This is a genomic window from Agrobacterium tumefaciens str. B6, from assembly GCF_001541315.1.
Lineage (GTDB): Bacteria > Pseudomonadota > Alphaproteobacteria > Rhizobiales > Rhizobiaceae > Agrobacterium > Agrobacterium radiobacter.
Genome location: NZ_LMVK01000052.1, coordinates 123,959 through 148,946, shown reverse-complemented (window position 1 = coordinate 148,946; position 24,988 = coordinate 123,959). Strand labels below are relative to the sequence as shown.

Sequence of the window (24,988 nt, the reverse complement as noted above, 5' to 3'; positions counted from 1 at the left end):
ATCAGGAGTAGCCGAAATGAATGCAATCTACAAGTCCCTTTTGGAACTGGACATAAGCCTCGGCCGCCTGCTGGACACCATCGACGATGTTGGCGATGTGCCGCTGATCTTTTCCTACGACGGCCGGCTGGTGAAACCTGGTTACCATGTGACCGAGGTGAAAGCGGGCCAGTTCGCCGCACTTGATTGCGGCGCCAACCCGGAAGCCTGGTCGGAAATCTTCGTGCAGTTGTGGGACATTGAGGAAGGCGACCGCACACATATGCCAGTGGCCAAGTTCGCGGCAATCATCCGCAAAGTCTCCGAGCATGTGCAACTGGATGGATCAGCGAAACTGACCTTTGAGGTGAGCGATGGGACCCGGCCAATGCAGCTCTACAGCGCATCGATGCCAAGGTTTCGCGATGGCGCACTGCATGTTGAACTTGCGCCGCGTCCGGCAAGCTGCAAGCCGCGCGATCGTTGGCTGGAACAGGAGACCCGGAAGACAACACAGGCATGTTGCGGAGCGAGCGCCGCCCAAAACACCTGCTGCGGATAAAGTCGCAGCGCAACCTGGCGTCCGTATAATGAGAGGTCCGCAGCGCTACAGGGGAAAGGAAGCCGACAGGAGCTTTGCCGGTGTTGCGGCGTCGTCCGCATTTGTGACGAGAAGCAGGTACAGCGTGTCATTCTCCATTTGAGCGCTGACGCCCGCCACCTTGTATGGCTGTTCAAGCTGGTGCAGCGAGAGCAACCGCCCATCTTTGTCAGCGATCCCGACCGCGGCCCCTACGCAGTAACCATCAAGATATGCGTCGTCGGTATCAGCGTCGGCCCGGCATTTTGCTTGCGCGGTAGTCGGCAACTGGCAGACCGCCTATACCCCAGTTCGGCAAGGCAACCTCATCGATAACAACGAAAGTTGTTGCGGGATCCTTGCCCAGAACGTCGCTCAAGACGTCAGTGATCCCCTTGATGACGGCGGCCTTCTGCGCGTCAGTCGCACCCTCTTTGGTGATCTCAACTTTAATGTATGGCATGCTAGGCTCCCCTCTCTTCCACAAGTTCGAAGTCAAATACTTTGGCGATAATCCACCAGCGGCCACGCAACTGAACCAGGGTGAGGAGGTCCGTGAAATAGCGATTGCCGATTGCACAGTTCGCCACGACGAGCGCGGTGGATCGTCCTGCGAATTGCACCGAGACGACTTTGTCGCGTCGCATCTCGTTGCGCTGAGCGGGGGGCTCACGTTTCGCCAGAACGGCCAGATATTCAGGCTGGGTTCGGTGAAGAAGGTCACCCTCAGCGGCGGTCGCATACACCGCGGCTGGCAGCATTACCTCCGCCATGCGTGTAGCATCTGCTTCATACAGAGCATCAAAGTAGACCTGGACAACCTGATAAACTGCTGCCATCTCATCGAGATCATTCATCATGCCGTAGCCTCCAGACTTGCCTGAAGAGAGCCAACGCGCCAGCGCAAGGACGCTTCCGCCACGCGTCGTCCCAGGTATCGGGCGGTTTCGCGATCTGACGCCCCTGGTACGACGTCTGCCCCCTGATCTGCATTGCTCTGCGCCATGGCACCGAGGAAAGAGGCAAGCCTGTTCATGTCATTTTCAGAGCCGGTCGAAGTGTGATTGCCCGGAAGAAGGCCAAGACCAACCCAAACCATTCCGTGCTGCATGGCGAACAGAGAAAACTGCTGCAACGTGTTCAGCTTGTCGCCGTTCATCCCGGCAGAGTTTGTGAACCCTGCTGCGAGCTTATCTTTCCATCGCTGATCGGCCCAGCGAGACGACGTTGCGTCCAAAAATGCCTTGAATGGGGCAGACGGGCCGGCCATGTAGGTCGGGGAGCCGAACACGATTGCATCGGCTTCATCCAGCTGATCCCAATGCGCCTCATAGTGCTCGACAGAAATCAGCGTTACCTCCACACCATTGACCTGGCGGACGCCTCCCATCACGGCCTCCGCTTGCACACGTGTGTGACCAAAGCCGGAATGGTAGATGATGGCTATGTTGGGCATGTTGTTCTCCTGCTGCCGTTGAAACTAACAAGACGAAACATGTGGATTTCGGTTACCAAAGTAAACTTACATTCTCTTGGTTTCTTGATTTCCAGGTTTCGCACTGGTAACCTATTTTTATGTCATTGAAGGTCAGAAAAAATCGAAGCCCCTCGCCGCCAGCTTCGTGCTCGCTCACAGAGTGCATGGGCGTGATCGGCGCGGCATGGACGCCAAATATCATCTGGTACTTGAGGGCAGGCCCGAGGCGCTTCAGTGAACTGAGAGTCGATATTCCGCCGATTTCGGCAAAGGTCTTAACGCAGCGCCTACGTGAGCTTGAGGAGCGGGGCGTCGTGACAAGGAATGTTCTCCCAACATCCCCTCCCTCGGTCGAGTATCAACTGACCTTACTAGGAATGGAGCTTATCCCTGCCATCGCCGCGATCGTTTCGGTAGGTGAGAAGCTGAAAGGAACACACGAAGGCAGAGCTCTTCTTGGTGCTGAGGCTCAAGAGCCTGAAGAGGCAAACGCTGCCAATAGCCAATCACGCTAACGGCAGGGCAAGCGATGCAACGACAACGCAGTATACGGCCTTTTTGCTCTTGAAAGGAGTCGAACTTACGACTCGTAAACGACTTCTCTATCAGGTTGAATTAGCTGTTTTCTGCCCAGTAGCTTGCCCGCCATGGCCGATCCACGAACAGGGGTATCCCGCCAGGTTCGAAATTCTTAGTAGATTGGCGGTACGCCCTTGACCTCCGGCCGACGCGGTAATGCTCAATCAACTGACTGAGGTTGGTCACGCTGTCTGAGGAGCTTGCGCGTAGTCTCCGCTCAAGATCTTCCTGCTAGGAACCGCGGCTCCACATCAGAATCGTCACGGACGATCATGCCGCCCTGAGATGCGAGGGAAAGGGCAGAGCAGTCGATCGGGCGTCGGCCCGAACGGACCGCTCACGCGCTTGTGGATCCTGAGCCAACCGTTGTCGCCGAGCGCAAGCCGCAGGCGCTGGGTGCCATCACCGTTGCGCGCCTCTGACCATTTACATGCTGGGCGATCACCCAAGTCTCGATTAATTCACGCCAGAGGGTTTCAACCGTTGCCTCGGCCAAGGACAGGAGCCGGCGGTGCTGCAGCGATATCGGAAAGCGATCCGATCGCCCTCCCAGTTCTCCGAACTTGCCATCGTCGGCACCTTCCCGCTTCAGAGCCGCACAAATGGCCTCCACATAACAAAGAGCCGTTACGGCGAGGCCTGGAATAGTCTCATAAGAGCTCGGTGCGCCACGCTGTGCGATGGTCAGCCTCTCACTCAATACGACCACAGCCGTGTCACCATTGGCGGCTGCGGCGGGCCAGCCATGGGTCCCGCACCGCTGCGACAGTGTCGAGAGCAGGTTGCCAACACAGATATTGACTACGAGATTCTCATTGGATCGATATCGGGAGCGTTCGCCTGCTCGCGACAGCCAATCGATCGGAGGTATTCACGACATGTGGGTCGCTTATATGACATCGCCGGATCAAGCTGGCGGCGGGCCACTTGTTCCGGCGATGATGCCGGTCATTACTCCGGCAATCAAATGGCGTCGATCGACACAAACTCTCTAGGCGCAGGACAGAGAACTCGCAGCCGCGAACCTGGGGTACCGATCGCAGACGAGGGCAGGTCCTGGTCCTTTCCGGCTGCCTCTCAATTTCCGTCTTCTTGTTCGAGAGCGTCGCGAACCTCTGCGATTTTCCCTGTATCTGTTCCAGCGCCTAAAATGCTCTTCGCTTCGGCAAGCTCCTCGTCGGTCACCGGCCGGTTTGCCAGCTGTTCCAGTGCCGAAACAAGGGCAGTTTCGCTAAGCGCGGGATCTGTGGGCACGGCCGTCACCCCGTACTGAATTTCGAATTCCGCATATGCCTTCACGTAGGCCGCAAGCGCTGCCATCTTGGGGTCGCTGGAATTCAGGTAAGCATGATAATTTCTCTTCATCGAATTGAGACTGCCAGTGCCGGGCTTCGCGCTGTGCGTTTTCGATGTCCCGGCATGAGTTTTTGAGGGTTTGTTGGAATGATGCGATTTCAATGATGCCGAAGAGCCCTTGTGCGCGGATGAATTCGAGGACGCGCGGCTTTCGCCGGCGCCGGATTTCCCGCCGCCATGGCCTCCCCCGTTGCCACCGCCGTTCCCTCCCCCATTACCACCGCCATTGCCGCCGCCGTTACCACCGCCGTTCCCGTCCTTCGCAAATGCCGCGTGCGTGAAGCCGGGAGTATCTCCCCCCATGGGGGCAAGGGCCAGGACAAGCCCAAGGCTTGCGGGACCGATCAGCGAGGAGATTTTCATGTGCAGGTCCTTTTCAAAGTCGGTCACCGCTTGCGCCGAGCCGCGGTGCCAGTAAATCGTTACGCACTACAATATTGCCGAAATCTCCGGTTTCTACTCCACTCCGACCTATGCCTTGGGCACTTGGACCATAGTCCGATTGATCGCGACCGATGGTCGCTGATTGTATGGACCGGACGACAGGCTCCTCTTGGCGAAACCTGTGCCTCCCCGCACGGTTGACACCTTGCGTTAACGGGGTAGCTATAAAGGATTGGGAGATGAGTGCTGATAATGCGCATTCTGCGGACAGGTCCTAGCTACAAGGCGTCGATGACCAGCCCGGTGCAACGCTGGAATTCCCAGTCACTCGCACGGCAGTTCCTGCTTGCGGGCGGTTTTGTCGCGATCTGCGCGATGGTGGTCGTGGGCTATTTTGTTGCCAGCCTGATCGAAAACGCCGTGACACGTAACTCCGCGGCAACGACCGCGCTTTACGTCGACAGCGTGATTGCACCTCTTTTGCCTGACATGCAAACCACCCAAGCCCTGGACGATTCGATAACGCGGGCCCTGGATGAGACCCTTGGCCAAGGCGCACTTGGAAAACGACTGTTTTCGTTCCGGCTCTGGCGCAGCGACGGTACGATTCTCTATTCCAGCGAAAAGAACCTTTCCGGCAAGCAGCTCCCGCTTTCCGGTGACCTCAAAACGGCCTTTACCGGACAGATGACAGCGAGGTTCAATCGGATCGACGGCGTCGAGAGCGACGCCGAACGTGATAGCGAAAAGCCACTTCTGCAAATCTACAATCCGGTCCTGCAGCCATGGTCGGGCAAGGTCGTCGCCGTCTCTGAATTTTTCGAGATCGCCAATGAATTCGAATGGAGTCTCAATCAGGCCCGCCTCCTGAGCTGGCTCGCGGTCGCGGCGTTCACGACCACATTTTTTGGCCTCTTGTCGATTCTAGTCCTGCGTGGAAGCCGAACCATCGACAGCCAGCGCAAAGCCCTCAATGACCGCATCGGTGAACTCTCCGCCCTGCTGCGGCAGAACGAGGCCTTACGCGCGCGTGTTCAGCGTGCGACACAAAGGGCCACGTCCCTCAACGAGAGTTACTTGCGCCGCATCGGTGCCGACCTGCACGACGGTCCCGCACAATTGGTCGCCTATGCATCCTTGCGCCTTGACAGTCCGAAGCTCGCCGACCCTCGCACTCCCGCCGAGGAGCGGGAAGCATCCTTGACGAACATCAAGACAAGCCTCGATGACGCCATGACAGAAATCAGGGGCATTTGCAGCGGGTTGATGTTGCCGCATATAGAAACGGACAGCCTTGCCGAGTTGCTGAAGCGCGCGATTCTTGCCCATGAGCAGCGCACGGGCGTCACTGTCGACCTCTTACTCAACAAAACACCGGCATATCTTTCCAGGGCTGCAAAGATCTGTATCTATCGTTTTGTTCAGGAGGCCCTGAACAACGGCTATCGACATGCGGGCGGCATTGGACAAAAGGTTACGCAATCTTCCGAAGGCAGCCTCGTTATGGTCGAAGTGGCAGACGAAGGGCACGGCTTCCGAATGAGCGACGTTGCACCCGAGAAACTCGGCCTCGCGGGTCTTAGGGACCGCGTTGAAAGCCTGGGCGGTGTCTTCCATCTCTTTTCGTCCGATCGTGGAACCATCGTGCGAATGTCGCTTAACATCGAGGAAATGGAGCAGGCATGACAGCGCAGCAAATCAGTCTGGCAGTTGTGGACGATCACCCTCTCTTCAGGGAAGGCGTTATCCGAAGCCTGACCGAAATGGACGAATTCAAGGTCGTTGGCGAGGGTAGCAACAGGGACGATGCGCTGCGCATAGCGGCGGAGCACCGGCCGGACATTCTGCTGCTCGATATCTCCATGCCTGGAGGCGGGCTGGAAGCTGTCCCGCTCATACTTGAACAGATCCCGGGCCAGAAGATCGTGATGCTGACGGTTTCCGAGGCAGGCGATGACGTCATGACAGCTCTAAGGAGTGGAGCGAAGGGTTACGTCCTGAAAGGAGTCGGGTCCCGTGCACTCGCTGATATCATTCGAAGCGTCGCGGCAGGCGACAGTTACGTCGCTCCGACACTGTCTGCACGTCTGATTTCGCAAACCGGGTCAGGCACCCGGTCTAATGCCTTCACCGCACTCACGGAGCGGGAACGGGAGGTGCTGGAGCTGGCATCTGCCGGATTGAGCAACAAACATATCGGGCTGAAACTGGATCTGCACGAAAAGACTATAAAGCATCACATGACGCAAATCTTTACCAAGCTCGGCGTGAGCAACCGGACGGAAGCCGCGATGGCATTTCGTGACGAGATTGACCGGCGCCGTTAGCGGAGGAAGGCCCTGAGCCGCTCCTCGTCAGAGACTGTTGCATCGCGATTGACGATTGTTCTGCCCTTTGCATCCTTCATCACGTATCGGCCGCGCTGAACGCTTTCGCTGATGCCATCCTTATGGCGAACAGTCAGAGTACCGCGACCTCCATTCGCCGCGTCGTCGAGACCGGCCTGGCTTTTCGCAGCATTTCCGGTGCCCGACGACTGGCTGTTACTATTTCCCTTGCCGCCTGAATTACCATTGCCGTTGCCGCCACTGTTACCGTTGCTGCCTCCGTTCCCGCTACCCCCTCCATTGCCTCCGCTGCCCCCACCGCCGCCATTGCCACCACCGTTACCGTTTCCGGCCTCAGCCACCTGCTCGTGAATTGCAGCGGAGAAACCGTGAAAATCAATCGTATAGGGAAGAGCCGTGTTGAATAGGGTCAACAGCAAACACGGGAAAACGGCGATCAAATTGCGGCTTGGTAACACATCCGGCCTCCTTTGGGTTGGATCTGTATGCCGAGGCAAGCGGAAATCTGACCGCACCGATGGGCATAACTCTGAGACCGTACAAGTTGTCAATGCACCTCGGAGGGTCAAGTCCAAACATGCGAGAAAAGGTCTCACGGGACTTCAGCAGACACGTGAGAAACCTTTCGTCGCCCTTCGATCAGACCAAGGTCGGACGCCGGCGCCCTGGAGTGGGAGAGCAGACTCAGAAAAACATAAGGCCAACGCACTGTTCAAAGAACTTAGGCCTTCCCCGGACGGCCTCTTCGAAGCGGGCGTCGTCGGTTTGTCAGCGTATAGTCAGCGTAAATCGTTAGTAACTTCACGGTGCACTCTTACCCGACAGTCAGACGTGACGATGCCCGGAACGATTTGAACTCGCTCAGCGACTGTAACGACCGCCCGTTATCGATGGGCGCCAGATCGAGGATAATATCATTGGCAATCGTCATAGGCACAACAAGCGACTGCGATCCGCCTGGATTGCCTCATGACACCAGAATTTGATGGCAGGGGCAGGATCGATCCTTGTGCCCTCGACGTCCGTCACAGCTAGCGTTTTTGCCACTCGCCGTTTTGCAATCTCGCGTACTTCCTGGGGAAGCGGCGGTGTCCGGCGGAAGGCGAGAAACGAAACGACATCTTCGGCGATCAGAGTTGGCAGTACTTCCGCAAGCTGGTGCTCCGGTTGGCCAGATCGGTCGCGTAGGCTCGCTGAAAACGCGCGAATATCCGCGTCGGATACACTGCGGCGGACCTGCTGAACAGCAGCAATCTCGCTGTCCAGGATCGACGCCGGCAGGCCGTTGTGCGTCGAGCGACGGTTAAGATCAAACGTGACCCGGAACGACCTACGCCATCAAGAAGCGTGGCAGTCTTGAATTCAGCCGCTTCGCTTCCCAAATCCTGATCGACCCGCTGGTCCGGGCCCCTCTGGTGACAGTCCTCGGCGCTTTCACGATGTCGGACCTCAAACCGACAGATGCCGCAACCCACGGGGCTAGACTATGATTGCAGATATCGTTGCCTGGATCTTCACACTCTTCGTAGTCGATCCGCTTCATTCCGAGATGCGGCAAAATCTCGAACGTGCAAATGCGCCTGTCCAGATCGTGCAGCAGTCGCAGCAATGCCTTGCCGTTCAGGTGCCGGCTCTCATCGAAAAGGCCGGCAACGAGCCAGGTTGGGCGATTGCCACGGTTATCGGCATCTCTACCGGCTGGACCCCACCAGAGCAGCTTTTTGATAGCGAAGATCTGAACTGTCGCACGCTTCGTGGACTTTTGGGCGCGCCAGGTACCCACGAGGCGGAAGGCTGACCTTGATTACGCCGGGCCGCAAGCACGTGAAGAGCAGAGCATCCACGACCTTGTCCCGGCTTGTGACAGAAGCACAAAGCCGAGAGGGCTTAACGATCGCAGAAGCCCTTCACCTAATGGGAAAATCCGGCTTTGGTTTCGTCATGCTGCTTCTTGCGCTGCCGGCGCTGATCCCGATTCCGGGCCCTTTCGGAATGGTGTTCGGATCTGCGCTAGCGATCGTTTCACTTCAGTTCGCGATCGGATTGAAATCGCTGTGGCTGCCAGCCGCCCTTGCCGATCGACGCATATCAGCGAATGCGTTCGAGGCGCTTGAGCGGTATGCATCGCCAATGATCCGCAAGATCGAGTATTTTGTCCGGACGGGTCGGCTGGTGACCTTTACCGGGCCACGCATGCCCTACCTGCTTGGGCTTCCGGTCTTCTGCCTTGCCGTCGCCGTCGCTTTGCCGATCCCGTTTGGAAATCTCGCCCCTGTCGCGGCACTGTGTGTCATCGCCATCGGCCTGATCGAGCGTGACGGGCTCGTGGTTCTACTCGGCCTCTGCATGACCCTGATCGCACTGGCTGTGACAGGTGCAATTCTCTACGCTGCAGCCGGGCTTATTCCCTGGATTTGAACCTGGGTTGCCACTTGTCAGTGGCACGGTCCTGTGCGCTCCAAGCCATGGTGGAGCGTGACGGCGAGACATCGATACCAGACGCGCAAGCAATCTCAGAGATAACCGCGGTTGGATCAAAACAGGCAATGACGAGGCGTTCCCTATGTCCGCGTAACCATCGCCGACGGCGCTCAACGGGCGTGCCCTCTTTAGAACTGCCAGTCAGCAGCCGCCGTTGAAACAGTCGCCGCGCTATCGTGCCCTCTGAATGATCAATCCGCCCAGCTTGGCGATCGCCTGAATCGAGACTCGCCAAAAAACCGCTCGCGTTTTTGCAATTGTTCAACCAGCCGCTATCGGATCATCGATATCCTGGCTCTGGAAATGGTCGATCAGAAAGCGGGCAGCCGGTCCTGGCGGTGTATCGGTGCGATAGACGGCCTGTAGTCGGTAAGGTCCGCCTTTACAGTCCGGAAGATCCAGCTGCACCAGACGACCTGCTTCGATATCGTCACGCACCATCGGTTCCGGCATATTGCCCCAGCCGATGCCTTCTTTGAGCAGCATGTGCTTGGCGCCGAGGTCAGCAAGTCTCCACGTGTGATTGCCCACAACTGCAAACTCATGGCCCTGTGTGAGGGGCGATCTGTCAGTAAGGACCAGTTGAATATGGCCCCGTGCCGCGCCCGGAGGATGGGATCCGCCCGCCAACGGATGATCCGGCGACGCGACGGGGATAAGTCTTACGAAGCCCACACCGATGCGCTCGAGTCCGGCGATTTCGACGTCGAGCGGCCCACTGATGCCGATCGCCGCTGTACGGTTGAGCACGATCTGCGTAACCGCACCCAATGCTTCGACATAGAGGCGAAGAGATACACTCGGAAATTCTTTTCGAAACGCTTTTAACGCGTCCATGACGCGGGCGGCAGGGAGCATGACGTCGAGCGCTAAGTGGACCTCTGGTTCCACACCGCGGAGCATGCTTTTTACTTTGGCTCGAAGATTGTCGATGCCATGGGCAACGCTCTTGGCTTCGGCGAGGACAGTTCTCCCCTCCAATGTCAGCTGCGGCTTCTTCGTGGACAGTCGGTCGAAGAGCGTGACGCCCAACTGCGCTTCGAGGTTGGCGATCGTGTAGCTGATTACCGACGTGGCGCGGTTGAGCTTCCTTGACGCGGCCGCAAAGCTGCCGGCCTCGACGACTGTGATGAAAACTTTGAGCTGATCCAGTGTTGGCTGGCCGGGATCTGACATTTCTAATTCCTCGAACGTTTTCGCCGAAATTATCTGAGTTTTCCGAAATGTCCAAGGGGTCTACCTTCCTCTCATCGAAATTCAACGACGGAGTAGACAATGTCTTACTTGTCAAACGCTGACATCGAACAGGTCATACTGCCCTCGACCCGTGACCTCGGAGGGTTCTCCGTCCGCCGCGCTCTTCCTGCCGCTATGCGTCAGATGGTCGGCCCTTTCATTTTCCTCGATAGTTTCGGGCCGGTTCGATTTGGTGCTGGAGAGGGGATCGACACGCGCCCCCATCCCCATATCGGTCTGTCGACCCTCACCTATCTTCTTGAGGGCGAATTATTGCACCGCGATAGCGAGAGCTATGTGCAGTCAATCAGCCCAGGTGAGGTCAATCTCATGGTGGCCGGTGCTGGCATCGTCCATTCAGAGCGCACGCCGGAGCACGTTCGCAAAGACGGCGGTAAACTATCCGGTTTGCAAAGCTGGATCGCACTTCCAAAGCAGTCCGAAGAGACTGCACCGCTCTTTCAGCATCTGGGAGCCAGTGAGTTGCCGACAATCAACGGCGAAGGCATCAACATGAAGCTTCTCGCTGGCGCGCTACACGGCCGGCACTCCCTGACCACTACCTTTTCCGATCTGTTTTCGGCAGAAATCCAGCTGGAAGCAGGAGCGCGCTACCGCATCGATGCGGAGCATATCGAGCGAGCAATTTTCGTCGTGACCGGCACGATCGAGGTCGTCGGCCAGGACGGTGCGTACGGGCCGGATCGGCTGATCGTCTTCAAACCGGGAGCGGAAATCGTGGTCAAGGCAATCGAGTCTGCCCGGTTTCTTGCTTTCGGAGGCGAACCACTCCCCGAAAAGCGGTTCATCCGCTGGAATTTCGTTGCCACGGATCAGGAGCGCATTCGACACGCCGCCGATCTTTGGCGCAAGAGACAATTCCCCGGTGTTCCAGGCGACGATGAGTTCATCCCCCTTCCTGAAAACTTCAACTGATATCCATTAAAACAAGGAGAACTACCATGACGACTTATGCAATCATCGGTTCTGGTGCTATCGGCTCTGCACTTGCTGAGCGCTTCCACGACGCAGGCGTTGACGCAGTTATTGCCAATACTCGCGGTCCGGCGTCGCTCCTTCCCATCACAGACAAGTTTGGCAGCACCGTCAAGGCGGTCGAGCTCGACCAGGCTCTTCAGTCGGACGTCGTTATTCTGGCAGTTCCGTATGATGCCGTTCCAGAAATCGCGAAGAAAAAGACAGCGTGGGAAGGCCGTACCATCGTCGATGCTACGAACGCGATCGACTTTCCTGCTTTCAAGCCCCGTGACCTCGGCGGTCGGCTGTCATCGGAAGTCGTTTCGGATTTTTTCCCTGGCGCTCAGCTTGTGAAAGCGTTCAACACCCTCCCGGCCGCCGTGCTCGCCGCCGACCCGGTCAAATCAGGTGGAAAGCGTGTACTCTTCCTGTCAGGTAACTCTCTGGAGGCCAGCAAGAAGGTAGCGGGCCTGATCGCTCGTTTGGGTTTCGCGCCCGTCGATCTTGGCGGTTTCGAAGCTTCCGGTTCTCTTCAGCATTTCGGACAGCCGCTTGTGGCGCTCACCCTGCTGAAGGACTGAGCTCGCTCCATAAAACAGCGTTCAGGCGGCAGGCCAAGATGGAATTTCCAATACCGCAAACGGTCGATAAAATCGAACGTAATGGATCAAATTATGCAGCTTTTATCGAATGATGAAAAAGCCGATCTTGCCTCCATCGAACTCAACCACTCCAACGGAGCGTCCAAAATGACCAAGGTTCTTGTCCTTTATTACTCGTCCTACGGCCACATCGAAACGATGGCAGGGTCAATCGCTGAAGGCGCAAGAAGCGCCGGCGCCGACGTTACGATCAAGCGTGTGCCGGAAACCGTGCCGCTCGAAATTGCCGAAAAGTCCCATTTCAAAATCAACCAGGAGGCACCGATTGCAACGATAGCGGAACTCGCCGACTATGACGCGATCATCGTCGGTACCGGCACTCGCTTTGGCCGCATGTCCTCGCAGATGGCGGCTTTCCTCGACCAGGCTGGTGGCCTGTGGGCTCGGGGTGCCTTGAACGGCAAGGTGGGTGCAGCATTCGCCTCGACGGGCACCCAGCACGGCGGACAGGAAACCACCCTGTTTTCGATCATCACCAACCTCATGCACTTCGGCATGATCATCGTCGGCCTGCCCTATAGCCACCAGGGCCAGATGAGCAGTGAAGAGATTGTTGGCGGCGCTCCGTATGGGGCAACGACGGTGGCCGGTGGCGATGGGTCACGCCAGCCTTCGCAGATCGATCTCGCCGGTGCATTCCATCAGGGCGAGATTGTCGCCCGCACGGCCGCCGCCCTCGTCGCAGCTCGCGGGTAACGCCACACAACTCTCTCCCACTTTTTCCTCCAACCAGACCAGCCGATTGCGATCGGCTGGCACGGAGAAGTTATGTCTGCGCTATTCTCAAACAAGGTCGTCGCAATTACGGGCGCAAGTTCCGGGATCGGGCGGGCGATTTCTCTCGGTCTCGCCCGTGAGGGAGCGACAGTACACCTTGCCGATCGGGACGCCAAAGGTCTGGCGGAAACCGCAGATCTGGTTCGCGCCGAATATGGCCGGGTATTTACGACGGAGCTCGATGTCTCCAGCGAACTTCAGGTCGCGGGATGGATAGAGCAAATCAGCTCCACGTCTGGTCGTCTGGATGCCGCCTTCAACAATGCCGGCATTACCGGTCCGGCAAAGGGGATCGAAGACTACCCATTGGAAGATTTCCAGCGGGTCATTGCCGTCAATCTGCAGAGTGTTTTTCTGGGAATGAAATACCAAATCCCGCTGATGAAACGAAGCGGAGGCGGCGCGATCGTGAACACGGCGTCCGTTGCGGCTTTGACGGGGCCTGGCGGTATGAGCGCCTACGCCGCCTCCAAGCATGGCGTCCAAGGCTTGACGCGCGTCGTCGCAATGGAAAATGCAGCGCATGGCATTCGCGTAAACGCAATCGCTCCTGGCTGGACGGAAACGCCGATGGTGGCGGCGAACAGCCAGCAGAACCCCGCCTTTGCCGCACTCGCTCAAAACGCCATTCCCGCCAAACGTGGCGGCAAGCCTGAGGAGATTGCAGCAGCTGCGATCTGGCTCGCGTCCGACGCCGCCTCCTATGTCACCGGACACATGCTGACCGTCGACGGTGGCATGACGATCGGTGGATTTGAACTCTGACAACGAACCTCGAAAGGATCATCCCATGTCAGAACAACACGAAGCACTCAAATCACTCGTCCGCCGCAACACACTGGAAGTGCAGTCCGGCGGCAACTTCGAACTTTTCGACGAGCTCTTCGCCGATGACTTCCTCGACCACACACCGCAACCGGGTGGAACGCCAGACAAGGAGGGCGCACGTCGCCTTTATCATGCTCTGCGCGAAGCCTTCCCCGACTTCCATGCCGAGATCCATTGGCAGGCAGTCGACGGCGATATCGTCACGACCTTCAAGACCTATCACGGCACCCACGAGGGCGTTGTCCTCGGGATCGAACCAACCGGCCGCAAGGTCAAGTTCGAAACCGTAGACGCCATGCGCATCCGCGATGGCAAGATCGCAGAACACTGGGGCGTCGCCAACCTCTATTACCTTCTGCAGCAGCTAGACGCCCTGCCTCCTTCGGCGCCGAAAATCCCTGAAGTTTAAGGGCGGATGTCATGACCAAGACTAACATTCTCGACGACAAGGTCGTCATCGTCACCGGCGCATCGAGCGGCATTGGCCGTGCGATCGCCATCCGGGCTGCCGAACATGGCGCCAAGGCAGTCATCGTATCTGATGTCGTCGAAGCGCCGCGTGAAGGCGGCGAACCCACCGCTTCTGAAATTCGCAAGCTCGGCGCCCAGTCGATTTTCGTGAAGGCTGACGTAAGTCGCAAAGCTGACAACGACGCATTGGTCGCGGCGGCCGAGGAATTTGGCGGCGTCGATGTCATGGTCGCCAACGCCGGGATCACCCTGAAGACAGACGGCGCAGATGTTCCAGAAGACGATTACCGCCGCCTGATGTCGGTCAATCTGGATGGCCCGCTATTCGGCGCCCAGGCAGCTGCCCGTCAGATGAAGGCGCTGGGCAAGCAGGGCAGCATTGTCCTGATGGCCAGCATGGGCGGGATTTCTGGCGCTGGCATCACAGTCGCTTACTCGACAAGCAAGGGCGGCGTGGTTTTGATGGCGAAGTCGCTCGCCGATGCTCTTGGCCCGGACGGCATCCGCGTCAACGCGGTAGCACCCGGCACCATTGACACTGAGCTCCTTCGCACGAGCCCCGGTATTGCTCAGGCCTCCGAGGGCTTTCGCCAGAGAACCCCGTTGCGGCGTCTTGGAAAACCGGCAGAAGTCGGCGACGCTGTCGCGTTCCTTGGCTCCGACCTGTCGAGCTACGTATCAGGCACCGCACTGCTGGTAGACGGAGGGCTTCTTTCCGTCATCTGAATTCCACGACCCTCCAGTCGGACCCGCGCCCTCAAAAGCGCGGGTTTTTCTTTGTCCCGATCGTTCGAATTTTTCGACGATTACCTCCGAAATTATCCAGCTTTTTCGTTCGATCGTTCGGTGGCAATTTCTCCTCACGACGCAGCCACGGTGGCTACGCCCCACAAATCAAGGAGAAACGTCATGTCTTATTCCGAAGCAATCGCCCAGCGCGCTGAAGCCCTTTCCAAGTCTGCCCTCGTTCACGGTGTAACACCCCTTGCCGGCCGTGTTCTTCTGGCAGCGATCTTTCTTCTGTCCGGCATCAGCAAGATTTCCGACCCGGCCGGCACGATCGGCTATATCAATATGGTCGGCCTGCCCTTCCCGCCCCTGTCCTACGGCGCAGCCGTTGTGACCGAAATCCTGGGCAGCATTGCCCTGATCCTCGGCTTCCAGACCCGCATCGTCGCCCTGATCCTTGCCCTGTTCAGCGTTGCCACGGCCCTGACGTTCCACAACAACCTCAGCGACCTGAACCAGTTCATCCACTTCTTCAAGAACATCGCAATGGCCGGCGGTCTGCTGCAGGTCGTCGCGTTCGGCGCGGGCCGCTACAGCCTCGACGCCCGTCGCTAAGCGAAGCACCCGATCGAAAGAAAAGCCCGGGCCATGGTCCGGGCTTCTCGCGTTTTTACTTACCCCATTCCGGGCCGCCGTCCGTGCAGGTCTGGCCCCCATCGACCGGCAGGACGATCCCAGTGATCCAGGCAGCTTCGTCACTTGCAAGGAAAGCGACCGCCGAGGCAATCTCTTCAGGTTGGCCTGCCCGCCTCAAGGGAATCCGGTCCCAGGCTTTCTCGAGAAGGGCCTCATCATCCATGATGGCATCCACCATTCCCGTTACAGTAAGTCCAGGTGCCACTGTGTTTGCTCTGACGCCGAACTTGCCGAGGTCGCAGGCTGCTGAGCGGGTCAGGTTTGCAACCCCACCCTTTGCAGCATTATAGGCCGCATGGCTCCAGCCGCCACCAAGGGATGAGACGGAGCCGATGTTGACGATCGAACCCTTGGTCTCCTTCAGATGCGGAACCGCGGCACGGCTCATGTAAAAGACGCCGGAAAGGTCCGAGGCAATGCATTCGTCCCAATCCTGATCGCTAGTCTCCTCGATGGTGCCGACAAGATTCATGCCCGCAGCATTGACAACAGTGTCGATGCGGCCGAACCGTTCGACCGTCGCTGCGACAAGGGCGTCGCAGTCCGGCCGTGAGGAAACATTTGCAACAAAGATGCCACTGCGGTCGGCCGGCATCTTAGAGGCAACGTCCGACAACCGCTTCTCCGTCCTGCCGGAGATCATAACGGATGCTCCTTCCACAAGAAGCCTGTTGGCGATGGCGGCGCCGATACCGGAACCACCGCCTGTTACGATTGCTACTTTTCCTTCAAATCGCTTTGACATGACACACTCCTTCAATCTCCGTGGCGAAGCCCCGGTAGTGTTGGTTTCGTGTTGGGTTGATTGGATTGGTTCAGTCAGCCGGGAAGTCGGCGGAACGAGACAAGGCTTCCCAGGCAACAACGTTTGCCTTCAGGTCATCCGCCTTCTTCAGGGCTGCGTCCGCGGCGTCATTGCCGAGGGGAAGATGGTGCGGAGGCTGCTCAGCCAGCACGGCTTCCCGGATGGCCTTCGCTGCACGCGCCGGATCGCCAGCCTGTTTGCCTACCGATGCATGGTAAGCCCGACGTGCCTCGCCTGCTGTGCCATCGTAGTCGTCGATGGATGCGGAGACCTCGTTTGACGAGCCTGCCCATTCCGTCCGGAAGGCGCTCGGCTCGACCGTCATGACATTGATGCCGAGAGGAGCGACTTCTTTCCGAAGCGTGTCCGACAATCCTTCCACCGCAAATTTTGTTGCGCAGTAGTAGCCCACGCCCGTGTAGCCAACCAGGCCGCCGATCGATGTCAGATTGACGATCGTACCACTGCGGCGGGCGCGCATATGCGGAAGCACCGAATGGATCGTGTTGGCAGTACCAAAGAAATTGACGTCGAACAGGCGACGGGCATTCTCTTCATCAGTTTCCTCGATCGCACCGAAGAAACCGATCCCGGCGTTGTTGATCAGGACGTCGATCCGACCGAAATGTGCTTCCGCGGCGTCGACCACCGTCTGGCACTGTTCCCGGTCGATCACGTCGAGTGGAAGGATCAGGGCATCGCCCTTCTGCTCAAGATCCGCGATTCTGTCAGTCTTGCGAGCCGTCACCACGACCTTTTCACCGGCTTCCAGCAGGTGTTCTGCGATGTAGCGACCGAAGCCTGTAGAGCATCCGGTTACGAGCCACACTTTAGGGTTTTGCGTGCTCATTTCATATACTCCTTTCTGTTTAAGGCCTGCGGCGACCGTTGCTGGTATCCGCAGATTTCCACGTCTTCAACGCACAGGTTCGGAACCTTCGCCATGAAGGCTTCGACGTAAGGCGTGCTCATATGCAGTTCGAAGTCGGAGGCGTGCCGCCAGTCTTCGAGCACCATCCACGCGTCGGGAACGTCATTGGACTGGTGGATCTCGTAGCGTAGGCAGCCTTCCTCCTTGCGGGACGGAGCGACGAGCTGAAGCAGTTCGTCCCCCAGATCTCCTGAGCGGCCCGGCTTCGCAGTGAAGTAGGCCACATTGGTGAGGTCAGCCATTTCAGGGCTCCTTCTCGGTTAGGGCAACACCCGTATAGTGAGGGCATACCTGGAAAAGATCTGCCGCGCCTTTGCGGGAGCTGTCGTAATCTTGCTCTTTTCAGACACCCTTGATCGCTATAATGCGCGATGCGGCCGCAGCCTGTCGCTGTTCAGCGAGGGGCGCATATTCCGGGGATGCGAACAGCTGACGGATGGCTTCCTTATTCGGAAATTCGATGATCAGCATGTTGGTCGATTCCCAATTCTCAAACCCGAGCGGCTCCGCGTCGAGCGCGATCAGACGGCCGCCGGCTTTTGCGACAAGCGGCAAAGCCTTGGACCGGTAGTCTTCGATCGACGGCATATCGTGGATGTCGAGGTCAACGACGAGATAGGCAGACATGTTATTTCTCCTTGAATATAGATTGGATGAAGGCGCACCGCCTCACGGAAGGGCGCGCCATTTGACCATGCGGTCTTTGAGGTCGAGTGTGCCGCCGTCGACCGTGAATGAACCATCGCCCCTGTGATGCAGGGTTCGTCGTTCCTTTCGGCCCTCGTTGATCCACAGTCGTTTGGCTTCCAGAATAAACAGGTTGTATCGGTCGACATTGCGTCGATCGATAACCTCACACTCGATATTGGCCAGACAGTCGGCAATGAGAGGCGCGGATACGTCCTTGGCTTTGCGGCTCTGCAAGCCGAAGCGCTGGAACTTGTCGACCCGATCGCCAGAGCAGTTGCCGACATCGACAACAGTTTCGGCGAGGTCCAGGCCCGGCACGGCGATCACGCATTCGCCGGTATCCTTGAGCGTCTCGTAACTGTGGTCCCAAGGACCGATCACGCAGGCGATCAGCGGTGGCACGTGCTGGATCATCATGTGAAAGCCCATGGTCATGACATTTGGCTTTCCCTTATCGCTGGTCGTCACCATGACAATTGGGCCAGGCTCCAGGATGCGATAGGTTTGGGTTGCGGATATCTCCTTCATTTCCAATCTCCCTTGAAGTGGTCCCTGTGACTGACAGGGACCGGTTCGGGCCAGCTGGTTACCAGCCCTGTTCCACTGGCAAGACGAACAGCTCGGCGACGTCGACATGCGACGGAGCCTGGGCAGCGAACACGATGGTGTCGCCGATATCCTCGCCCTGGAGGAAGGTCATCTGGCTTGCCAGCTCGTCCATCTGATTGCGGTAGACCGGATCGGTGATGTGATCGTAGAGCTCCGTGGCAACGGCGCCTGGCTGGATGCAGGTCACGCGAATGCCGTGCTTCTGCCCGACTTCCATGCGCAGGCCATCAGAAAAGGCCGTGACTGCATGCTTGGTCGCGCAGTAGACCGAGAGACCCTTGAACACCTTGCGGCCCGCGATCGAGGACATGTTGAAGATGTGGCCGGAGTGCTGCTTGATCATCTGCGGCAGGACGGCCGCTGTCGTGTTGAGCAGGCCCTTCACGTTCACGTCGACCATCCGGTTCCACTCGTCCACCTTGAACTGGTCGATATCGGAAAGCGGCATAAGGCCGGCATTGTTGACCAGGATGTCGATTGAGCCATAGGCGTCGACGAGCTTCTTGACGCCCGCTTCGATAGAGGCGGTGTCTACGACGTCCATTTCGATTACGAGAGCTTCGCCACCCTTGGCTTCAATCTGTTTTTTGACATCTTCCAGTTTTTCGGTGCGGCGGGCTGCGATACCGACCTTCACACCGGCTTCAGCAAGCTTGACAGCGGTAGCAGCGCCAATGCCGCTCGATGCGCCGGTGACCAGTGCGATCTTTCCGTTGAGATTGGTCATTTCTTTACTCCTTGTCTGCGGCCCACCACCGCGGTGGGCGTTTCGTTTTGACAAGGATGAAACTATGCCTTCGATCGCCGTTCTTCTCTCGGGCCCTTGCTCGACCTGTCGCGATCTTGCTCAAAACGCCGAGAGGTCAAAAACTAGCCTCGATGATAGTGACCGGGCGGCAGTCCAGTTTCGCAACGGACAAGCTGGGCTAGCCGAAAGTCATCGTTGACTCCGACGTAAACCAGAATGCGGCTGCTGCCAGGCGCGCTGTCACCTTTTGCCGAGGCCGATCAAAGTCATCTGGAAGCTGGCGCCCATCATACGCTTCCAGAAATTTTCCATTTTGCGACGAGACGACACAGACTACGACGGATCCATGCGTCTATCGCTCGAACTGCGAATGCGAGCGTGCCAACGGAGCTAAGGGGGATCGGAGACGCTCTTTCAGCCGAGGGCGTAGTAGGGAGTATCAAGCGTGTAAAGCATTTGCGCCCCTTCAACTCCCTTTAGTGCGAACCGGCCTACGCATGCGAGACGCTGACGATCACGCCCCTCTATACAGTCTGCAAAATTGGAAGAGGTCAGCAGGTTTACATCAAGAGACCGGCACATCGAAACAATGCGGCTTACCTCGTTCACGGCGGGACCTATCACGGTGAAGTCAAGCCGATCCTCGCTTCCGATATTCCCGTAAAAAACATCACCGATGTGTAGTCCGAGACAGACTTCCGTAGTGGGGCGGCCTTCCGATGTTCTCTTGCCAGTAAGGGTTTCAAGCCTCAGGCGAAGAAGGCTTTCGGCTTGCAAAGCGGCGTCACAGGCGTCGACCTGTCGATCCGCCCTGAAAATTGCCAGGACGCCATCACCGATTAATTTCAGCACCGTCCCGCCAGCCTCATGGACGGCCGAGATCACAGCATCGCTGTAATCATTCAGGAGAGGAATGATCTCTTCAGGCGCTACTGTAGCAGAAATTCTTGTATAATTTGCGAGGTCCGAGAACCACAGGGCTGCGGATATGCGTTCCGCCGAACCACGGTTGATTTTACCTTCAAAGACTTTCCGTGCCGCGTCGTGCCCGAGATAGACCTCGGCAATCGTCCTCGCAATCCGTGCAAGCGCAGTGCTTTTGATTGCCAAAGCCAGAACCGGCAGAAGCTTGCGAAGGTTCTGAAGATCGAGATCAGAAAAGCCGGCGGAATCACGTGTGGCGAAGTGCGAGAAAAAGCAGTCCATCTCGCCGATGGTTCCCTGTTTTTCAAACCTATGGATAAAGGCAACGAAGTCCGTGTGACCAGAGCTACGCATATCATCCAACGTTGCGAAGTCGGCCGGATCGCCTAGTCCGATACGACGTCGGATTTCGGAAACCTCTCCTGCCCACAGATAATAGAAAGCTGAGCGTTTCCAGTTTTCCAACGCGTCTCCGGAACTACTGGGACCGTACTCGAATTCTGTTTCCACCACTTGCTGACTATCCCATCGAAAGGCGCGCCCCTCGTGGACCGGGTGAAGCGTGTCAATAAGAGCAAGACTGCGGTCAAGTGGTAAACCGGCGTCGCGGCATGCTGCACAAAAGCCACCGAGCAACATGGACTCGCTTGCTCCTCGAAGCCCTTGGTGAGCTACCCAGGCGGAAATCCTCTCTATGTCGTCGTCAGTCATGCCTCTGGAAACTTTCGCGTGCCGTTGTGCCTCACTGTGCGTGCTAAAGTGAATGAAAACAAGGGTTTTTAGCTATCCCCCCTAAACGACCAAAGGCTTCGTTCATCCCGTAGTGGGCTCTACATCCGATCATTCGAACCGCGAGCGCTGTCGCGATTTTGCTCGGGCTGGCCGAACTTTATCCTCGCCGATAGTGGCTCGGCGGAAGACCGCTCTCGCGACGGAAGACCTGGGCGAAGTGGCTCGGGCTTGAATAGCCGACGGACATGCCGATCTCGATAATGCTGGTGTCCGTTTCCTGAAGGAGCAGTTGCGCGCGCGCCACGCGCTGGCGAATAAAATAGCGTGACGGAGAGAGGCCCGTAGCCTTTTTGAATAGACGGCTGAAGTGGAATTCGCTCATTCCGACCGTCTCGGCGAGTTGGGCCAGATTGAACGGTTCGGCCAGATGCTCTTCCAGATAGGCGACCGCACGCCGAAGCTTGAACCCGGAAAGCGCGTTCTGCCGATCCTCGGCAGCTTCACCGGACGCATAGTTCCGGATCAGGTGGACAGCGAGGCTTTGCGCGAGGCCTTGGATGAACAGCTGGCTTCCCATTCCTTCTGCCGTCAGCTCCTGATGAACGAGCGCCAGGAGGTGAGACAGCTGCGTGTCCTTCCCGCCGGAAATGTCGCGTAGTTCCGGCGGAGCAGCGCAACCCAAAATATCGTGGGCAACACGCTCGAAAAGCGGAACCGAGAGATACAGGTGCATCACCTGAAACGGAGCGTCACCGATCGCGCGCCAGCGCATCTCGTAGGGCGTAGGTGTGCGGGTTAAGAAAAAATCGCCCACGTTGACTGTGTTGGCGACCCAGTCTCCATCAAGGTCTCGTTCCTCGACTACCGCTTCTCCAGACATCACCCACACGACGAGAGGTTCCGCCACAGCGGGAACGATAAAGGGTTCCTGCTTATTAAGACGGGAATAGAGCTTTACGAACAGGTCATTCCAAGCCGGACTATCGCCACTGACAAGAGTGCGACCCGCTATATACTGTTCAAGTCCGAGCGGGGACGTCCGCTCGGGACTAGCAATAACCTTTTCCATTTCGGGCATAAGTGCCCGTCGCTGCGTGGTTTTTCCAGTAACGGCCGGGACAGAGGGCCTATTTTTTTGACGGGATTGTTCAATGGTTTCCAATGGGGACCCTTTCTGAAAACGGCATGAGAGCTTGGGCTACCTAAGGATTGAACGGAACATTTCTCGTTCAAATCTTCGCCCACAACCACCACCAATGATGCAATGCAGCATTTGGTTTCTTCACACAGAAATTTAAATCAAGGCGCACCATTCCCTGGTAGCGCTCGAGGGAGCGCGGCTGCCTCAGGCGAACAGGACTCTATTTCAGCGAAAATCGCCCATTGCGATCGCGACGATGATCACATCGAGCGAGGCGGACCACGCCGGCAATGGACATTGCCGGCGTGGTGTTCGATTACTGCTTGCGATAGAGAACCATTCCCGCGTGGTACAAGACGCCATCGACAAAATCGCCGTCGGCAGTAAAGCCGGTATCATCCCAGTATTCGATGTGGTCTCCCGACACCTCGTATCGTCCTTGATAGGCACTTTCGCGTCGGCCACGTGCCTCGTCGTAGCGGCCGTTAGGGAGCAACTGGTGCCGGATACGACCGTCTGCGGTCTCCCACATGCCGACATAAGGGTGTGAGGGCGTTGCGGTCGTCATTGTGCTGCCTCCGTCTTGCCGAGGAAAGACTGAATTGTTTCGGGTTCGACGACCCATGCGTAATTCAGTTCTTGTCGGATCTTCCATTTACCATCAGTGCATTGCCAGCCCAGCTGCGAGCGTCCGTCAAAAGCGATCACCTTGCCGTCAAGACGATCAATGCGGCCAACGAAGCCAAGAGTGGTCGAAGCAACTCTGTCGCCGACGATTACGTCATGGCCTCCGGTCAACCCGTGCCGAACGGATCGAGCGGCGTTTTGCAACGCCTCCCAGTTGGCGCCGTAGCGAGCCGAATTGTCAAAGAGCTGTGTGCTACCAGGCGCAAAATTGTCGTAGAAAACCCCCTTGGTGTTTTCCAGATCGTAATACTTGTTCAGCTTTTCTGCGAACACGAATTTGCCATCGCCTTCATGTCGCTCCCAGCCCTTCATGATCCAGTCCGCATGGAGTGCGAGAGGAGCTTCGGCGCCTTCCCGGGGGCAGGAGCTGTCCTGTGCAGCGACGGGTCCGGCGCAGATCCCGAGAGCCAAAGCTGCTGCGAGTGTAATCTTGATGTTTGTCATGGAAATATCTCCTTCGATGATCGGTTGTGCTTGTTTGCCAGCTGCCGGTCTGACCGGTCGGCTATGGGCAATAGGTAGACAAATTCGATTGTCGCCTGTATTCCCTCATCGCTAACGAGATTGGTTAACAGGACACGACAATGACAATCGATTTAAACCTGGTGCCGATGTTTCTGGCCGTCGCCGAGGAGGGGAATTTCAGGGCGGCCGCTGATCGCCTTGGCGTCACACGCTCGGCCGTTAGCCAGGCGATCAGACGGCTCGAGGATATTTGCGGCATTGCGCTAGTCAGCCGTACCACGCGCAGTGTGCGGTTGACGGAGGCGGGCAACCGCTTCCGTGAAAAGCTGTCTCAGCCAATGGCCGACGTGAAATCGGCATTCGAGGATGTCGCAGGCGACGCAAGGCCCAGCGGTTTGCTTCGGATCGCTGTCACCTCGATTGCGGAACAATTCCTGTCCGGCCCACTGATCGCGTCATTCGCGCAAGCCCATCCCGCCATCACGATCGACGTCACGGTGACCGACGACGTTTTCGACATCGTAGCAGCCGGCTACGACGCGGGGGTCCGGTTGGGCGATGTGATCGAACAGGATATGGTCGCAGTACCGCTCACCAAAGAAGAGCGAGAAGTGGTCGTCGCGACGCCGGGATATTTCGATATCCATGGAACGCCCCGCCACCCCCGGGACCTCGTACATCATCGCTGTATCGGCTGGCGTCCGTCTCCAAGTGCTGCGCCGTATCGATGGGAGTTCGAGGAAGATGGCATCCCTTTCGACGTCGCCGTCGAGCCGCAAATCACCACGAACGATCTGTATTTGATGATCCGGACTGCGCTTGCGGGCGGCGGAACCACATTTGCGCTTGAAGAGACGTTTCGCCCATACATCGATCGCGGCGAGTTGGTCACCACTTTGGACGAGTACCTGCCCGCCTTTCCGGGGTTCTTCCTTTATTTTCCAAATCGCCGCAATATGGCACCCAAGCTGCGTGCGCTCATCGACCATGTTCGCTCATACAAACTATCTGTTGGTACCGCGCGGAACTGAGCCGGTGGCGCAATTCTATGCGAACCTGAAACGGCAGTTAAGTCTTGACCACTATCCGTGCGCCCGGAGCGACGCGTTCGTAAAGATCCATAATATCCTGATTCAGAAGACGAATGCAGCCAGCGGATACGGCTTTTCCGATCGAGTTCGGATCGTTGGTGCCATGGACTCGATAGTAGGTGTCTTTGCCGTCCTTGTGCATGTAGAGAGCCCTCGCACCCATTGGGTTCCGTGGGCCGCCATCGACACCATCCTTGTGGGGGCCATAATGCGCCGGGTTTCTTTTGACCATGTCAGGTGTGGGTATCCACCGTGGCCAGGCTGCCTTTCTGGCAATCACGGCATCGCCTCCATCGAAGCCGCGAGCGACGGGCCCAACTCCTACGGCATAGCGGATCGCCTTTCCATCCGACTGGACAAGATAAAGGAACCGCTCTGTCTGGTCGACGATGATCGTGCCCGGCTTCTCATCGGTCTCAAAACTTACGATCTGCCTTACGAACTGCGGATTCATTTTCTCCGCGGCAAGTCCCACGACGCGAAATCCGGCGTCAGTTTTCTCGCCGTACATCTGGACCGGATCAGATCCAAGTGATTGGGCAGGTTGGCGACTGACAGGCGTCTCCATGACCCTGGGCGTAGCTCCGGATGTTCGATCATCGTT

Annotated in this window: 32 protein-coding genes; 14 read left to right on the top strand and 18 right to left on the bottom strand. The window is 57.6% G+C overall.

Annotation, left to right across the window (positions count from 1 at the left end; genetic code table 11):
- Window positions 1-16: 16 nt before the first annotated feature.
- On the top strand, window positions 17-541 hold the full coding sequence (locus tag ASB65_RS26630; protein WP_060725960.1) for a DUF6428 family protein: 525 nt from the start codon (window positions 17-19) through the stop codon (window positions 539-541).
- Between the two features lie 45 nt (window positions 542-586).
- Here ASB65_RS26630 and ASB65_RS27955 read toward each other — a convergent pair whose 3' ends face one another.
- From ASB65_RS27955 to ASB65_RS26615, 4 genes are read right to left on the bottom strand one after another with little or no spacing between them, the layout of a single operon-like run.
- Entirely contained in the window at window positions 587-847 is a 261-nt protein-coding gene (locus ASB65_RS27955; RefSeq protein WP_174014746.1) for a DUF6910 family protein, read from the bottom strand.
- Window positions 807-1,022 carry a tautomerase family protein gene (locus tag ASB65_RS26625; protein WP_060725959.1) on the bottom strand — a complete coding sequence of 72 codons (216 nt, stop codon included), beginning with the start codon at window positions 1,020-1,022 and terminating at the stop codon, window positions 807-809. Before ASB65_RS26625 ends, ASB65_RS27955 begins: the two co-directional genes overlap by 41 nt.
- Window position 1,023: 1 nt before the next feature.
- Complete coding sequence (locus ASB65_RS26620) at window positions 1,024-1,419, bottom strand: nuclear transport factor 2 family protein (protein ID WP_065694965.1); 396 nt, start codon at window positions 1,417-1,419, stop codon at window positions 1,024-1,026.
- Window positions 1,416-2,015 (bottom strand): flavodoxin family protein, encoded by a 600-nt coding sequence (locus ASB65_RS26615; RefSeq protein ID WP_060725958.1) that lies wholly within the window; start codon window positions 2,013-2,015, stop codon window positions 1,416-1,418. The genes ASB65_RS26620 and ASB65_RS26615 overlap by 4 nt, the downstream gene beginning before the upstream one ends.
- Window positions 2,016-2,200: 185 nt before the next feature.
- Between ASB65_RS26615 and ASB65_RS26610 the strand changes: the two genes are divergently transcribed.
- Complete coding sequence (locus ASB65_RS26610) at window positions 2,201-2,551, top strand: winged helix-turn-helix transcriptional regulator (RefSeq protein WP_236734519.1); 351 nt, start codon at window positions 2,201-2,203, stop codon at window positions 2,549-2,551.
- A gap of 1,141 nt (window positions 2,552-3,692) precedes the next feature.
- Here ASB65_RS26610 and ASB65_RS28810 read toward each other — a convergent pair.
- Complete coding sequence (locus ASB65_RS28810; protein WP_060725957.1) at window positions 3,693-4,334, bottom strand: hypothetical protein; 642 nt, start codon at window positions 4,332-4,334, stop codon at window positions 3,693-3,695.
- Between the two features lie 312 nt (window positions 4,335-4,646).
- Here ASB65_RS28810 and ASB65_RS26600 point away from each other — a divergent pair, with 312 nt between their 5' ends.
- Together ASB65_RS26600 and ASB65_RS26595 are read left to right on the top strand one after the other, a co-directional pair.
- The gene (locus tag ASB65_RS26600; RefSeq protein WP_060726019.1) at window positions 4,647-6,041 is read left to right on the top strand and encodes a sensor histidine kinase; all 1,395 of its coding nucleotides are present in this window, start codon (window positions 4,647-4,649) and stop codon (window positions 6,039-6,041) included.
- Window positions 6,038-6,682: a response regulator gene (locus ASB65_RS26595; RefSeq protein ID WP_060725956.1), complete on the top strand. Its 645-nt coding sequence runs from the start codon at window positions 6,038-6,040 to the stop codon at window positions 6,680-6,682. The genes ASB65_RS26600 and ASB65_RS26595 overlap by 4 nt, the downstream gene beginning before the upstream one ends.
- Here ASB65_RS26595 and ASB65_RS26590 read toward each other — a convergent pair.
- Window positions 6,679-7,161 (bottom strand): hypothetical protein, encoded by a 483-nt coding sequence (locus ASB65_RS26590; protein WP_060725955.1) that lies wholly within the window; start codon window positions 7,159-7,161, stop codon window positions 6,679-6,681. The genes ASB65_RS26595 and ASB65_RS26590 overlap by 4 nt on opposite strands.
- A gap of 1,028 nt (window positions 7,162-8,189) precedes the next feature.
- On the opposite strand from ASB65_RS26590, the gene ASB65_RS26585 reads away from it, so the two are divergent.
- Both ASB65_RS26585 and ASB65_RS26580 read left to right on the top strand, forming a co-directional pair.
- On the top strand, window positions 8,190-8,501 hold the full coding sequence (locus ASB65_RS26585) for a hypothetical protein (protein ID WP_060725954.1): 312 nt from the start codon (window positions 8,190-8,192) through the stop codon (window positions 8,499-8,501).
- A 2-nt stretch (window positions 8,502-8,503) separates the two neighbouring features.
- Window positions 8,504-9,121: an exopolysaccharide biosynthesis protein gene (locus ASB65_RS26580; RefSeq protein ID WP_236734521.1), complete on the top strand. Its 618-nt coding sequence runs from the start codon at window positions 8,504-8,506 to the stop codon at window positions 9,119-9,121.
- 324 nt (window positions 9,122-9,445) lie between these two features.
- Here ASB65_RS26580 and ASB65_RS26575 read toward each other — a convergent pair whose 3' ends face one another.
- Window positions 9,446-10,360 (bottom strand): LysR family transcriptional regulator, encoded by a 915-nt coding sequence (locus ASB65_RS26575; protein ID WP_060725952.1) that lies wholly within the window; start codon window positions 10,358-10,360, stop codon window positions 9,446-9,448.
- A gap of 99 nt (window positions 10,361-10,459) precedes the next feature.
- On the opposite strand from ASB65_RS26575, the gene ASB65_RS26570 reads away from it, so the two are divergent.
- The 7 genes from ASB65_RS26570 (at window position 10,460) to ASB65_RS26540 (ending at window position 15,480) form a co-directional block, all read left to right on the top strand.
- On the top strand, window positions 10,460-11,356 hold the full coding sequence (locus tag ASB65_RS26570) for a pirin family protein (protein ID WP_060725951.1): 897 nt from the start codon (window positions 10,460-10,462) through the stop codon (window positions 11,354-11,356).
- A 26-nt stretch (window positions 11,357-11,382) separates the two neighbouring features.
- The gene (locus ASB65_RS26565) at window positions 11,383-11,979 is read left to right on the top strand and encodes an NADPH-dependent F420 reductase (RefSeq protein ID WP_060725950.1); all 597 of its coding nucleotides are present in this window, start codon (window positions 11,383-11,385) and stop codon (window positions 11,977-11,979) included.
- A 168-nt stretch (window positions 11,980-12,147) separates the two neighbouring features.
- Window positions 12,148-12,756: an NAD(P)H:quinone oxidoreductase gene (gene wrbA, locus ASB65_RS26560; protein WP_060726018.1), complete on the top strand. Its 609-nt coding sequence runs from the start codon at window positions 12,148-12,150 to the stop codon at window positions 12,754-12,756.
- A 72-nt stretch (window positions 12,757-12,828) separates the two neighbouring features.
- Window positions 12,829-13,602 carry an SDR family NAD(P)-dependent oxidoreductase gene (locus tag ASB65_RS26555; RefSeq protein ID WP_060725949.1) on the top strand — a complete coding sequence of 258 codons (774 nt, stop codon included), beginning with the start codon at window positions 12,829-12,831 and terminating at the stop codon, window positions 13,600-13,602.
- Window positions 13,603-13,627: 25 nt separating this feature from the next.
- Window positions 13,628-14,074, top strand: a complete 447-nt coding sequence (locus tag ASB65_RS26550; protein ID WP_060725948.1) for an ester cyclase — start codon at window positions 13,628-13,630, stop codon at window positions 14,072-14,074.
- 11 nt (window positions 14,075-14,085) lie between these two features.
- Window positions 14,086-14,862: an SDR family oxidoreductase gene (locus ASB65_RS26545; protein WP_060725947.1), complete on the top strand. Its 777-nt coding sequence runs from the start codon at window positions 14,086-14,088 to the stop codon at window positions 14,860-14,862.
- 183 nt (window positions 14,863-15,045) lie between these two features.
- Window positions 15,046-15,480: a DoxX family protein gene (locus ASB65_RS26540; RefSeq protein WP_060725946.1), complete on the top strand. Its 435-nt coding sequence runs from the start codon at window positions 15,046-15,048 to the stop codon at window positions 15,478-15,480.
- A gap of 55 nt (window positions 15,481-15,535) precedes the next feature.
- On the opposite strand, the gene ASB65_RS26535 is transcribed toward ASB65_RS26540, so the two are convergent.
- The 10 genes from ASB65_RS26535 to ASB65_RS26490 form a co-directional block, all read right to left on the bottom strand.
- Window positions 15,536-16,306 (bottom strand): SDR family NAD(P)-dependent oxidoreductase, encoded by a 771-nt coding sequence (locus ASB65_RS26535; RefSeq protein WP_060725945.1) that lies wholly within the window; start codon window positions 16,304-16,306, stop codon window positions 15,536-15,538.
- 70 nt (window positions 16,307-16,376) lie between these two features.
- Window positions 16,377-17,216, bottom strand: a complete 840-nt coding sequence (locus ASB65_RS26530; protein WP_060725944.1) for an oxidoreductase — start codon at window positions 17,214-17,216, stop codon at window positions 16,377-16,379.
- Window positions 17,213-17,539, bottom strand: coding sequence for a putative quinol monooxygenase (locus tag ASB65_RS26525; RefSeq protein WP_060725943.1), 327 nt, complete (start codon window positions 17,537-17,539; stop codon window positions 17,213-17,215). The genes ASB65_RS26530 and ASB65_RS26525 overlap by 4 nt, the downstream gene beginning before the upstream one ends.
- Window positions 17,540-17,639: 100 nt before the next feature.
- Window positions 17,640-17,924 carry a DUF1330 domain-containing protein gene (locus ASB65_RS26520; RefSeq protein WP_060725942.1) on the bottom strand — a complete coding sequence of 95 codons (285 nt, stop codon included), beginning with the start codon at window positions 17,922-17,924 and terminating at the stop codon, window positions 17,640-17,642.
- Between the two features lie 42 nt (window positions 17,925-17,966).
- Complete coding sequence (locus ASB65_RS26515) at window positions 17,967-18,515, bottom strand: flavin reductase family protein (protein ID WP_060725941.1); 549 nt, start codon at window positions 18,513-18,515, stop codon at window positions 17,967-17,969.
- A gap of 58 nt (window positions 18,516-18,573) precedes the next feature.
- Window positions 18,574-19,323, bottom strand: a complete 750-nt coding sequence (locus ASB65_RS26510) for an SDR family oxidoreductase (protein WP_060725940.1) — start codon at window positions 19,321-19,323, stop codon at window positions 18,574-18,576.
- 435 nt (window positions 19,324-19,758) lie between these two features.
- Window positions 19,759-20,979, bottom strand: coding sequence for an adenylate/guanylate cyclase domain-containing protein (locus ASB65_RS26505; RefSeq protein ID WP_060725939.1), 1,221 nt, complete (start codon window positions 20,977-20,979; stop codon window positions 19,759-19,761).
- Between the two features lie 178 nt (window positions 20,980-21,157).
- Window positions 21,158-22,162 (bottom strand): helix-turn-helix domain-containing protein, encoded by a 1,005-nt coding sequence (locus ASB65_RS26500; RefSeq protein WP_060725938.1) that lies wholly within the window; start codon window positions 22,160-22,162, stop codon window positions 21,158-21,160.
- A 295-nt stretch (window positions 22,163-22,457) separates the two neighbouring features.
- Window positions 22,458-22,709 (bottom strand): Atu4866 domain-containing protein, encoded by a 252-nt coding sequence (locus ASB65_RS26495; protein ID WP_060725937.1) that lies wholly within the window; start codon window positions 22,707-22,709, stop codon window positions 22,458-22,460.
- The gene (locus ASB65_RS26490) at window positions 22,706-23,272 is read right to left on the bottom strand and encodes a hypothetical protein (RefSeq protein WP_060725936.1); all 567 of its coding nucleotides are present in this window, start codon (window positions 23,270-23,272) and stop codon (window positions 22,706-22,708) included. The genes ASB65_RS26495 and ASB65_RS26490 overlap by 4 nt, the downstream gene beginning before the upstream one ends.
- A 140-nt stretch (window positions 23,273-23,412) precedes the next feature.
- Here ASB65_RS26490 and ASB65_RS26485 point away from each other — a divergent pair, with 140 nt between their 5' ends.
- A complete protein-coding gene (locus tag ASB65_RS26485; protein ID WP_060725935.1) occupies window positions 23,413-24,324 on the top strand; it encodes a LysR family transcriptional regulator in 912 nt (303 codons plus the stop codon).
- 37 nt (window positions 24,325-24,361) lie between these two features.
- Here the strand turns inward: ASB65_RS26485 and ASB65_RS26480 are convergent, their stop codons facing one another.
- Complete coding sequence (locus ASB65_RS26480; RefSeq protein WP_236734523.1) at window positions 24,362-24,952, bottom strand: L,D-transpeptidase; 591 nt, start codon at window positions 24,950-24,952, stop codon at window positions 24,362-24,364.
- Window positions 24,953-24,988: the final 36 nt, after the last annotated feature.